9 protein-coding genes are annotated in these 12,312 nt (G+C 36.1%); 5 read left to right on the top strand and 4 right to left on the bottom strand.

The annotated features are described in order from the left end of the window. Positions 1–417: 417 nt before the first annotated feature. Positions 418–1,230: a prohibitin family protein gene (locus ACP6PK_RS02980; protein WP_426557685.1), complete on the top strand. Its 813-nt coding sequence runs from the start codon at positions 418–420 to the stop codon at positions 1,228–1,230. A 216-nt stretch (positions 1,231–1,446) separates the two neighbouring features. On the opposite strand, the gene ACP6PK_RS02975 is transcribed toward ACP6PK_RS02980, so the two are convergent. The 3 genes from ACP6PK_RS02975 to ACP6PK_RS02965 all read right to left on the bottom strand — a co-directional run bounded on the left by ACP6PK_RS02975 (position 1,447) and on the right by ACP6PK_RS02965 (position 4,833). Then, positions 1,447–2,190 carry a hypothetical protein gene (locus ACP6PK_RS02975; protein WP_426557634.1) on the bottom strand — a complete coding sequence of 248 codons (744 nt, stop codon included), beginning with the start codon at positions 2,188–2,190 and terminating at the stop codon, positions 1,447–1,449. Positions 2,191–2,425: 235 nt separating this feature from the next. Further along, entirely contained in the window at positions 2,426–3,613 is a 1,188-nt protein-coding gene (gene cofH / locus ACP6PK_RS02970; protein ID WP_426557632.1) for a 7,8-didemethyl-8-hydroxy-5-deazariboflavin synthase subunit CofH, read from the bottom strand. A 608-nt stretch (positions 3,614–4,221) separates the two neighbouring features. Further along, positions 4,222–4,833 (bottom strand): DUF3318 domain-containing protein, encoded by a 612-nt coding sequence (locus ACP6PK_RS02965; RefSeq protein ID WP_426557630.1) that lies wholly within the window; start codon positions 4,831–4,833, stop codon positions 4,222–4,224. 463 nt (positions 4,834–5,296) lie between these two features. Between ACP6PK_RS02965 and ACP6PK_RS02960 the strand changes: the two genes are divergently transcribed. Next, on the top strand, positions 5,297–5,584 hold the full coding sequence (locus ACP6PK_RS02960; RefSeq protein WP_094678279.1) for a hypothetical protein: 288 nt from the start codon (positions 5,297–5,299) through the stop codon (positions 5,582–5,584). 480 nt (positions 5,585–6,064) lie between these two features. Then, complete coding sequence (locus ACP6PK_RS02955) at positions 6,065–7,654, top strand: peptide ligase PGM1-related protein (protein ID WP_426557628.1); 1,590 nt, start codon at positions 6,065–6,067, stop codon at positions 7,652–7,654. 131 nt (positions 7,655–7,785) lie between these two features. Here ACP6PK_RS02955 and ACP6PK_RS02950 read toward each other — a convergent pair whose 3' ends face one another. Continuing rightward, entirely contained in the window at positions 7,786–8,367 is a 582-nt protein-coding gene (locus tag ACP6PK_RS02950) for a hypothetical protein (RefSeq protein ID WP_426557626.1), read from the bottom strand. A gap of 127 nt (positions 8,368–8,494) precedes the next feature. On the opposite strand from ACP6PK_RS02950, the gene ACP6PK_RS02945 reads away from it, so the two are divergent. Next, positions 8,495–9,886, top strand: coding sequence for a YopA family protein (locus tag ACP6PK_RS02945; RefSeq protein ID WP_094678283.1), 1,392 nt, complete (start codon positions 8,495–8,497; stop codon positions 9,884–9,886). 168 nt (positions 9,887–10,054) lie between these two features. Beyond that, positions 10,055–12,064 carry an FAD-dependent oxidoreductase gene (locus ACP6PK_RS02940; RefSeq protein ID WP_426557624.1) on the top strand — a complete coding sequence of 670 codons (2,010 nt, stop codon included), beginning with the start codon at positions 10,055–10,057 and terminating at the stop codon, positions 12,062–12,064. Positions 12,065–12,312: the final 248 nt, after the last annotated feature.

Here is a 12,312-nt window from a genome sequence, read left to right as displayed (position 1 = left end):
TAAGCAATCTCAAGAGTTTCGCGAGATTGCTTCCTTCTTCTCCGTTCCAGTCGCAATGACTAATGACTTAAGTAGGGTTTTATGATATAGATCAGGAATTACGCACCAGACCACATATATAGCGCTTAAAACTATAGCGCTATAGTTTTTCAACTGTCATATATAGTACCTTTGCGTAAGTCCTGTAGATATTAAAATGTCTCAAGTCTCCTGCTTATAACAAAAGGTACTGATAACTGATGACTGATAACTGAATTCCCTACTCCATATTTTCAGGAAATTATAAAAATATTATATAATTTGAGTTTTAATTTTCAACAGGAACTAAGATCGACACAGAAGATTTACTAATGAGTTGTAGTCTCAAATTTAGGAGTAGATAAATTGAAAAGTCAACAACAAAGTTTACAAACATTAATATTAGCAACTGCGTTATCTGTAATATTGCTACTTGGCTTTAATTCGTTTGTAATTATTAACCCTGGTCAAGCAGGTGTTCTGAGTATTTTAGGTAAAGCTAGAGATGGAGCTTTGATAGAAGGAATTCACTTTAAACCTCCTCTTATTTCTGAAGTTGATATATATGATGTGACTGTGCAAAAGTTTGAAGTTCCTGGTCAAAGTTCTACAAAAGATTTACAACAATTATCTGCTAGTTTTGCGATTAACTTTCGTTTAGATCCATTGCAAGTAGTAAAAATTAGAAGAGAACAAGGCACTCTACAAAATTTGGTTGCTAAAGTAATTGCACCACAAACTCAAGAATCTTTTAAAATTGCTGCAGCTAGAAGAACTGTTGAAGAAGCTATTACAAAAAGAGTAGAATTAAAATCAGACTTTGATAATGCTTTGGGTTCTCGCTTGGATAAATATGGAATCATTGTGTTAGATACTAGCGTGATTGATTTAACTTTTTCTCCTGAATTTGCTAGAGCGGTTGAAGATAAGCAAATTGCTGAACAAAGAGCGCAAAGAGCAGTGTATATTGCTGAGGAAGCAGAACAAGAAGCTGAGGCAGAAATTAATCGTGCTAAGGGTAAAGCAGAAGCTCAGAAACTATTAGCTGAAACATTAAAAGCGCAAGGTGGTGAGTTGGTTTTACAAAAAGAAGCTATAGAAGCTTGGAAAAAAGGTGGTTCTCAAATGCCTAAAGTTTTAATTCTTGGCAGTGAAAAGTCTCAGAACGTTCCTTTTATTTTCAATCTCAGTAATATGGATGAAAATGAATAGTTAAAAGAAGGAAGAAGGAAGAAGGAAGAAGGGAGAAGGAGGAAGGAGGAAGGAATAATTAAGTATAAGAGAGTATTCAGTTGGGAATTTAATTTGAGCTGAATACTCTCAAATTTTCCAATAGACATCTGCAAAAATTAATCTCAAACTTTGACAATTCCTAGGCTAAAATAATGGCGAACTTCACCTCAACCAAACCTACAAATATAATTAAATTTAATCACATATCCCTTTTTGTTCAATTTTCCAATCAAGCCATTTTTTAATAACATTAAAAATGAAATTTTGTGCCTCAGACAATGACATTGGATTTTTCGGAGGTTGTTGTTTATTGCTACCATGTCTTGCTTCATAACCAATTGCATCTGGATGATTGGCAGTTTGTGTAAAATCAGAAACTGAAAATTTTTCCCTTGTCACCCATCCTTCTATTTTTTTACTTTTTTTACCGCCTACTTCATCTTTAATAATGTCGTAAATTTTGTATAGATTTATAAAATCATGTTCGTATGAAGTTAACAAATGAATAACTTTTTTCACTTGCTCATCTTCCTTTGTAAGTAACAACAAATCTTGAACATGATACTCAAAAGGTAAATACTGACCTTTGCCTTGAATTTCTACATCAATTAGAAGTCTAATTGGATCTACAATATTGCAGTGAGCTTTAAGATTGTGTTCACAAGTTTGTTTTCCAGTTTCATCAATTTCACAAACAACATCAGGTTGAAGAACAGGAAATCCTGAAAAATAAAGCATGGCAAGACCACTTATATTCTCTAGATTATCTTGACCCCACTTATATACTTGTTCCAAACTGTTCATTAATTCAAAACTTGAATGAACTAAATAATAACGACCATCTTCTTCTATCAAACTATACTCATTACATGAACTAAGAAATTTAGATAAATCTAAAAATTGAAATCCTGTAATTCTCAATAAAATTCTATATTTCATAAATTAATACATCCTACTAAACAGAAAATCATTCACTTGTAAGTTGAGTTAAGTGACAGGGCAACCCAGCAAAAATCTAGATATAGCTTTTACTTTTTTCTTGAGTTTGATTACTTCAATCCTATCTAGAAAGTATACTATTAATTCTAACTTCTGACTTGAATAAAATGTTGGGTTTCGTCACCTCAACCCAACCTACAAATACTTCTTAACTTCTGACTTATGACTTATGACTTCAATAAAGCGTATTCCTTTGTTGATAATTTCTCCCCAAATCTCTAATAGCTTCCTGCAAATTTTCTACCTGCATACAAGTACCTCCCAAAGCACCTGCCATTGTGGTAATATGTTCTTCCATTAAGGTACCACCAATATCATTACAACCCCATTTTAATGCTTCTTTTGCTCCATCCAAACCAAGTTTAACCCAACTCGGTTGATGATTAATAATCCAATTTCCTAAGAATATTCTCGACACTGCAGTTAACAATAAAACATCCAACAAAACAGGTTGGTCTCGCCCTACCCTCCGACGCAAAGGTGCAGGTGCTTCTTGTCCGACAAAAGGTAATAAAATAAACTCCGTTATTCTTGCTGGATAATCTTTTTCAATAGCAGTTTGTTGGAGAAAACGCAACCTTTCTAAATGTAAAATTTGCTGTTCGGGAGTTTCAATATGACCGCATAACATGGTACTTGTAGTTGGCATTCCCAAGCGATGCGCCGTACCTACTATTTCCAACCAAGTCGCTGTATCAATTTTTTCCGGGCAAATAACTCGCCTGACTGCATCATCCAAAACTTCGGCAGCAGTACCTGGCATCGATCCGACACCAGCATCCCGCAAAGCAGCAATTACATATTCATAACTCACCCCATCCTCCCTAGCAATAAATTGCACCTCCTGGGGAGAAAAAGCGTGTAAGTGCAAATGGGGAAATTCGTTTTTAATCTCTGTTACCAGTTGCAAATAATAAGGTAAAGATTTTCCGGCAACTTTAGCTTGAAGATTTAATCCTCCCTGCATACAAATTTCTGTTGCTCCACGTTGCACCGCATCATTAGCTTTTTGTAAAATTTGCTCAGTATCTAACCAAAATGCACCTGTGTCACCTTCATCTCGGCGAAATGCACAAAAACTACAATGTTGTTCGCAGATATTGGTGAAATTTATATTGCGGTTGACAACGTAAGTTACTGTATCGCCTACTTGTTTTTGTCGGAGTTTGTCTGCTGTTTTTTGGATAGCGGTTATTTCTGGTGGAAGTTGAGTTAAGGTAAGTTGGCTGAAATTAGGTTGAGTAGTTGGAGATAACAATAAAAGTGTCTCTGCTGGAGATAGGTCGTCACCTTCGAGAGCGCGATTTAAAATTGTCTCTAAGTTTAAATCTAGGTTTTGGTTTGTCAAATTGAAAGTAGTCATGTTTATTTGGTAATATCAAATCTCAATAATTAGTTATTGGGTAGTCATACATAGTAATAGTATGCAGCAAAAAGGAATACCTGGCACTGGAGCAAGATGCTCCCACTGCCGTGTTTCATAACAAACATTGTCGGACAATACACGATCATTAACAATGCACCACCACCAGTTATTGTAGGTCATTGCGACTGGAATGAAGTGAAAGGTTTGCGGAGCATTCCGGAACGGATAGCAATCTCATAGCTTAGGTGAGATTGCTTCCTATCGTCGCAATGACAAATTATATACAAAAGGTTAAAGTAAGAAAGTTTATAGCAGTTTTCATCAAAGTAGGGGCGAATGGCCATTAGCTACGCACAACTTTCCTATCGGAATGCTCCGCAAACGTTAACGCCCCTACAGGGTTTTAGTTGTGATCTGAACTCATCTGCAGAAAATGTCTTTTTAAATAATTGCAGTGTTTTTTTAATGGGTAGACGACTGTAGGGGCGATTCGCGTAATTAGGAGCATTCCGGAACGGAAAACGCATTTTTGCCGGTGCAACGTCCCTACTGTGGTTTACCCAAATGAAAAATGCTGTAAAGGGAGCAAGATGCTCCAACTACGATTATTCTTTCCTCACTTTTTCTGGTACTCCCACTGGAGATAAACCAGCGATCGCTTTTAAATTTTGAGACCTAATTAACTCTGTAAAATTAAAATTATTCCGCCCTTCAATTTTGGCTACATTTTCAATTCCTTGTAATAAATGATTAGCTGCTTCTGGTGCTTCATAACCCCTTCTAGTTGATATTCTAATTGCCATTTCATCTGCTGCTAATTCTGTTTCTGTACTATGATTACTCTGCCAAATTCTTGTCAAACCAACTACACTTAAACCACTAGCAACTAAAATTCCAAGTGCATCAGTTTCTGCTAATTGGGACATTATTCCTACTAACCCAACTCCCAAAATAACTTGATTTATATTTGGTTTAAACCATTGAATTTCACATAACCAACTTACAGTTCTTAACATAATTAAATCTCGTTGTTCTTTGGGTAAATTCATCCATAAATCAAAATTTAGATAGATCGTCCGATCGTTTTTCCATGGTACAGGAAAGGTTGTTTTAATAATTGTAGGTTGTTCTGGTTTTCCTACTATTTTTGTCATCATTCGCCCAGAAGCGGGCATAATATCTAATAAACGGCTAGTTTCAGAAAGTTCAGAACCCATATTTTTAACTCCTCCCAAAGTATTATAGCAATCAGGAATGAGATGTGAGAAAAAACTGTAGGGGTTTGGTCTCCAAACCCTCGCTAAGATGGGATTTGGAGACCAAACCCCGTTAGATAAAATATTACAAATTCTCACAAATTACAACTGATTGCTATATATAAAGTTTGATAATAAATTTGCTTAAAACAAAAGTACAACAGATTCTAACTATAGCAGTTACCAAAGTGTTTAGAATATTCTTCCGCTTCTCAAATTTAGTAACAATAACAATTTAACCTCTGTACGCTGCCAATTTAACAACTTTCCCTTATCTAACTTCTGACTTCTGAGTTCAATTTATTCCTCTAGCTTTTAGATTAGCTAAATTCAAGCTAAAATTCTCATATAGTAGGTAAATTTTTCCTCTAGTTTTGAGTTAAAATCTTGACAGAAGTAAAATTATATGATAAGAGAGTAAACAATGGAAGCTTTTAATCTAACTCCTCCCCAATGGACTGAATCGGCAATTCATAGCTTTGATTTCTTCTGTCCCAAATGTGGGGCAAGTACAATGGAAGCAAAGGCAGTATGGATTAATCGACGATCGCCTGTATATACAGAAAATAGTCGTCGCAAATGGCAAGAATTTTATCATTGTCATTGTAATACCAGTTGGTGGGCTTGGAGTAGCGATCGCCCACCTTCTAAGTATGCTAGTAGTGAGCAAGATGATGATATGGGTGATTTAGATTTAGATATAGACATTTAAGTCAAAATTCTAAACTAATAATTTCGGTATTACTGAATAAAAGTATTATTTTATAGGAATCAGGAGTATTTGAGGGTTTATTTTCTGTTTACTCCTGATACTTACTTAGGGCTTGCTGAAAAAGTCTTATGGGTAAGTGTAGGAGTCAGGAGGTAGGGACGTTTTGCTGCGCAACATTCCGGAACGGAAAACGCATTTTTGCCGGTGCAACGTCCGTACGGAGTCAGGAGAAGTGGGAATTATAGAGAAGGCAGGAGGAAGAATAGTAAGAGTGATTTTTCTGCCATAATCTATCCAAAATGCTCACAATTTCTGCCTTATCAACCAAAAAGCTGGTACTTTTTCCAGACCTAAAAAGGCTAAAACCTTTATCTGTAAATGCTTTGATATTTAATCAGCAAGCCCTACTTATACTTATTAATTCTGATTATATAAATGTCAAATTGGTTCGATAAAACTCAAGAATAATTGATAAAAACTATGACAAAATTAGATACTACTAATACAGAAAAATCCTTACTATTTAGGGAACTACAAACTAATTTGCGCGATCGCTGGCAAAATATAGATGTATCCGATCAGGGTGACTCGGATATTTTGGTTATCCCTTCTGTTACCTTAGATCAACGGGAGTTGGAAAAAGTACAGGGTGTTCACAACTATGAGGAACGACATCTGTTTTCCTTAATACGCTTGCGCAACCCCCGCACCCGATTAATTTATGTTACTTCTGACCCCCTACATCCTAGTATTATTGACTATTATTTACAACTGTTACCAGGAATTCCCTTTTCCCACGCTCGCGATCGCCTGCTCCTATTTGCCACTTATGATGCTTCTGCGAGACCTCTAACTGAGAAAATTTTGGAACGTCCCCGTCTTATTCAGCGGATTCGACAAGCGTTGCGTCGGGAAAAATCCTACATGGTTTGTTATAACTGTACCCCACTCGAACGAGAGTTATCTTTGCAGTTGGGTATCCCTCTGTTAGGATCGGACCCAGATTTGAGTTATTGGGGTACGAAAAGTGGCAGTAGACATATATTTGCTGAATGTAATATTCCTCATCCTGATGGTAGTGAGTTAGTTTGGAATATTGATGATTTAGCATTAGTAACAGCGCAGTTGTGGGAAAGGCAACCTCATCTCCAACGAATAGTGATTAAATTGAATGAGGGTTTTTCGGGCGAAGGTAATGCACTATTAGATTTGCAACCACTACAAAAAGTAGAGAAAAGTGATAGGGTGAAAGCTATAGTTAATAGTTTTGCTACACTGCGGTTTCAGTCTGTTGATGAAACTTGGGAAAATTTTAGTAAGCGCATTTTTGAGTTAGGAGCAATTGCAGAAGCTTTTATAGAAGGAGAGGTGAAGCGATCGCCTAGTGTGCAATGTCGAATTACCCCCAAAGGTGAAATTGAAATCACCTCCACCCATGACCAAATTTTGGGGGGACCTGATGGGCAAATTTTTCTGGGTTGTCGTTTTCCTGCTGATGAAACTTACCGATTAAATTTACAAGAGTTAGGTACAAAAGTAGGAAAAAGTTTAGCTGAAAAAGGTGCTTTAGATAAATTTGGAGTAGATTTTGTTGCTGTAAATAAGGGTACAAATGAATCCCAAAAATGGGATTTATTTGCGATTGAAATTAATTTGCGCCGAGGTGGTACGACTCATCCATTTATGACATTAAAGTTATTAACAAATGGAAGTTATGATTATGATACTGGTTTATTTTATAGTCAGCATGGGCGACCAAAATTTTACAAAGCTACGGATAATTTACAAAAAAGTCGTTATCGAGGTTTATTGCCTAATGATTTAATGGATATTATTGCTTTAAATAGATTACATTTTGATAGTGGTACTGAGACAGGAACGTTATTTCACATGATGGGTTGTTTATCACAATTTGGCAAATTAGGTTTAACAAGTATTGGTAATTCTCCTGAACAAGCAGAGGAAATTTATCAAAAAGTTATTGATGCTTTGGATAATGAAACAACAGGGGATAATAATAGCTGGGGATTACCCCCAACTAATTCGATTTCTTGGAATAGTAAGATTTAATATCAAATCTGGTAGTATCGGTATAAACAAATATAGAAACCGGGTTTTTATTAAATGCCCTACTATCTAACATCTACCTTTGATAAACCCGGTTTCTTATAACACTCCAAAGGAAGCGGATTTGATTTAATTTATGTAGTTGAAACCTTGGTATTATTTTGAGCTTTAATATCTCTTCTTCCCCAAGGTTTCAAAAAGGAAATAATAAAGATAAAAATCAGACTCACAATTTGAATTGATGCACCAATAACTATAGCTTTAGCATCAAACATAAATAGAGGATTACTCAAAGCTTGTAATCTTTCCGTATCAGAAATAGCTGTCATTGCATTAGTCCAAGGTCCTAACCAAAATGTTCCAGAAGTAATTAATATACTGGTAAGAATCCACTTAGTAATTACCCAATAAAATTTAAAAAATCCCCAAATTGTTAACCAGCAAAGTAAGGCTCCAGTCAGTAAAGTTATATTAGCAGCAGGAATAACTACCCAGTCATCTAATAATTTGACAATTGAATTAATTGCGTAAAGTTCATCACCGTTATTTCTGTTAAAATTATTGATGACCATAATTAGCATAGAAAGGACAGTGCCAAACCAAATTGCTCCAGAAATAACATGAGCAGATATGAGCCAACTTTTTTGGTTTCCTGTTAGTCTAATTCCTGGTTTCTGACTTTTTTTCTCTTTAGGTAAGACAGACTGATTAGTCATATTTTAGTTCCTAATTGTTTCTATTTATGATAGTATTAAAATTATAGTTTAACTTAAAAATTGTATTCTGTTGTTGAATAAGACAAATATATTATAATTATAGGAGGTAGTTGAGAGTTAATTATTTATGACGTTTACTAGGCAACCTCAGCCTAAATTATTAGAACAGGAATTTCCCAGTCAAGCAATATCACTATATGATGGTTCTGCTGAATTAATTGATGGAGAAAATACCATTCGAGGTGAAGCTTTGATTCAGATTTCTTGGTATCCTTTTCCATTTGTTAGTGTGAAATTTGTATATTATGGTGAAGGTCTCAGTGATGATATAGAATTAAATTTAGATAATACAGAGCTGAAATTAGCTGAGATAAATTTAGTTCCTAGAATGAAAGTTGTAATAACAAAAGGATTAGCTGATGGAACTGGGAAAAGAGAACGTTTTGGCTATTTAAAGGAGCCTTTGATACAAGGGAGAACAGATAATTTATCATCAGTTACTTTTCAGATAGCTAATTTTTTATTTGTCAATTTTTCTAACGATAATTTTGAATATGATGACGAAGGAAATGAAACAGAAATAGAACGAGAGTTCTGGTTGCCAGACAGTTTTGGCGCTCAAGTTATCTTTGAGTATGGTGGTTGGCATATTGTTTTAGCAAGATTAGATGATCCTTTTGATTTTGAAAAAAGATTGGAAGCTGAAGGAGGATATGGGATTTCTCATATCTGCAAAATTAAACGTTTAGATAGTAAAAATTTTGATTTAAGGGAAAGCTATGAAGTTATTAATGCCTTTATTTATTACATTTCTTTTCTTAGAGGAATTTGGATAGCACCTCTTTACATTTTAGGCTTTGATGCAGAGGGAAATCAGGTATTAGAAGAATGGCGTACTCCAACTATTAAAGCTGATTCCTGGCAATCTCCTTATTATTCCTGGGGTTGGGATGAGTGTGCAGAAGTTGTTGATGCTTTCCCTGGATTTATGAAGAAGTGGCAAGATGAAACATGGCAAGAAGTAATTCAAAATTCTATTCAGTGGTATATAGAAGGCTATAAGCATACAAATGGATATAATAGTTCTATTATTTTAGTACATTCTGCTTTAGAAAAAATAGCATGGACACATTTAAACAGTAACAACTATATTAGCTCTGTTGGATTTCAAAAATTATCCTCTGACGACAAAATTAGACTGTTACTTAAAACTCTTAATATTTCTCTTATTCCAGTTAATGATAATTGGGAAATTATTAAACTAGCTAAGGCATATAATTGGGGAACTGATGAACTGGGTAGTATTAGCATAATTATGCAGGTGAGAAATTTACTGATTCATCCCAAAATAAATAAGAAAGAAAACAAAATTAAACTAACAGAAAGTATGATGGAGGAAGTTTTTGTTGTTGCTCATAACTACTTATTAAAATGCTTACTGAAACTCTTTGATTATCCTTATGGAATAGATACATATAAACACAAGCTAGACAAAACAAAACTTTTCTCAAACGACTGACTAAGAATAATATTGAACAAGGGCGAATGCCATTCGCCCCTACAGATGGGGTTTTCAAGGTGAATTTGTGTAATTCCTGGTATACTTAATTTTCACTTTATTCTCCATCAAATCTATTCAAATTAATTTATAATTTTAACTTTTAACCCTTAATTTTTCACCTAAATTATGCTCAAAAAAACCAAATCAATAATTAGTCTAATTCTCAGCTTATTTTCCCTAACTCCTACTATCGCCCCCACCTTAGCAGCACCACCGCGCACTCCAGACAAAGAAGAAACTTGCGAAATTTTAGTCATCGGTGGCGGGTTATCAGGAGCGGCAACTGCCTACGAATCACTATTAGTAGGACGCACCGTTTGCATAACCGAAATCACCGACTGGGTAGGTGGTCAAATTTCCTCCCAAGGTACTTCCGCTCTCGACGAACGTGGCACCCAACGCAGTCTCCTATTTTACCCCCGTGGTTATCTAGAATTACGGGAACGCATTGAGGAAAAATACGGTAGATTAAATCCCGGCACTTGTTGGGTAAGTGTCTCCTGTTTTATGCCTTACGATGGTCACGGTATTCTATTTGAGATGTTAGAGGATGCTGCCAAAAAAGGGGGCGGCACATTAAAATGGTTTCCCAATACTATTGTCAAAGAGTTAGATATTTCTAATAATCAAATTAATAGAGCGATCGCCATCCAACATCAACCAGCAGCAAACACCCCACCTATAAACACCGAACCCCTATCTCAAATTATCGAAGATGCTTACCGCTACCAAAACTCAGCAAGATTTGACAAAACCATAATTCAGTTTGTACCCCAACCATCCCCAGAAAAAACAGGTGGTGCAGACTGGTATGTTGTGGAAGCAACAGAAACAGGAGAAATTATTGCCCTAGCAGATGTTCCCTACCGTCTTGGTATCGATCCCCAAACTTATGTTGACCCCTCATCCCCTGTTGACAGGAGAGACTCCTACTGTACCCAAGGTTTTACCTACACCTTCGCGATGCAGGCGACCGAAACACCTCAAATTCATGTGGAACCGCCATTTTATTCTAAGTACGCTCCCTATTATAGTTATGAATTATCAAGACTAGCTAATTTCAACTTAGTTTTCACTTATCGGCAAATTTGGTCAATGCAACCAGACGCACCCCAACCAGCTAACTACAGAGAACGAACTATCTTTCCCGGTGATATTTCCATGCAAAACTGGACTTGGGGTAATGACTACCGCCCTGGAAACCGCGATGATAACTTGATTTATAGTCGAGGACAACTACAAGCTACAGGTCAACTGCAACCGGGGGGTTGGATGGGTGGTTTGCGTGCCGAAACTCTCCGTCGAGGTGAGGAAAATGCTCTCGGTTATTTTCATTGGTTAGTTGAGGGTACCACTGACTCTCAGTTAGGAGAAGGAGTGAAGAAAAAATATCCAAATCATCTTTTATTGACTGGGTTTGATGCGCCAATGGGAACAGCTCACGGGTTGTCAAAATATCCTTATATGCGAGAGGGGCGACGCATTATTGGTCGTGTCGGGAAAACTCACCCAAGAGGTTTTACAGTAGGAGAAGTTGATATTGCTAAAAAGAATTTTCGGGATAATTTTTATCTCCAAAATTTACCCCCAGATATGTTGCATTATTTGTGGGGAAGTGTAGCTGCTTTTGTACCTCCAGATGCACAAATTAATTCAATGAAAGAAATGCCTCAACGAGCAAGGGCAACGATTTTTCCTGATAGTGTGGGAATTGGTCATTATGCTATAGATTTTCATCCTTGCATGACAAAAAGTCCGGCAGAAGCACCAGGCAATACTGAACGAGCAGGTATTAGGCGAGGTCAGGGTTCTGCCTATCCTTTTCAAATTCCTTTACGAGCAATGATCCCTCAAAAAATTGATAATTTATTAGTAGCTGGAAAGAGTATTGCGACAAGTTATATTGCTGCTGCTGCTTATCGAGTTCATTCTTTTGAATGGTCTGCTGGAGCTGCTGCTGGTACAACAATTGATTTTGCTTTAAAAAGGGGTATTTTTCCTTATGAATTAATTGATGATATGCCTTCTAAAGAATGGGAATTAGAAATATTACAGAGTCGTTTGCAGGAAAATGGCAATCCCACAGCTTTTCCTGAAACTTCTATTTTTAATAATACTTGGAATGAATGGAAATAGAATTAAAGATGAGGTATTTGTGTTGGGTGGAAAATATAGTAGAAGTCAAATGCTTCAGCTATTCTATAGCAATCCTGAATAGGTTGTAAGATTTTACCGTAGGGGTTTGGTCTCCAAACCCACACAAGGGATTTGGAAACCAAACCCCTACCATTTTTTCTCACAAATTAACCACAGATGATATAAGTCTTAATAGTCATGGCAACTGCTCTAATATTCTATCCACTTAAAAATTTATACGGTTCAGG

Origin of the sequence: Dapis hubbardiae BLCC-M172 (assembly GCF_050016015.1) — a bacterium.
Classification (GTDB): Bacteria; Cyanobacteriota; Cyanobacteriia; order Cyanobacteriales; family Microcoleaceae; genus Trichodesmium.
This window is presented reverse-complemented; position numbering and strand designations above follow the sequence as displayed.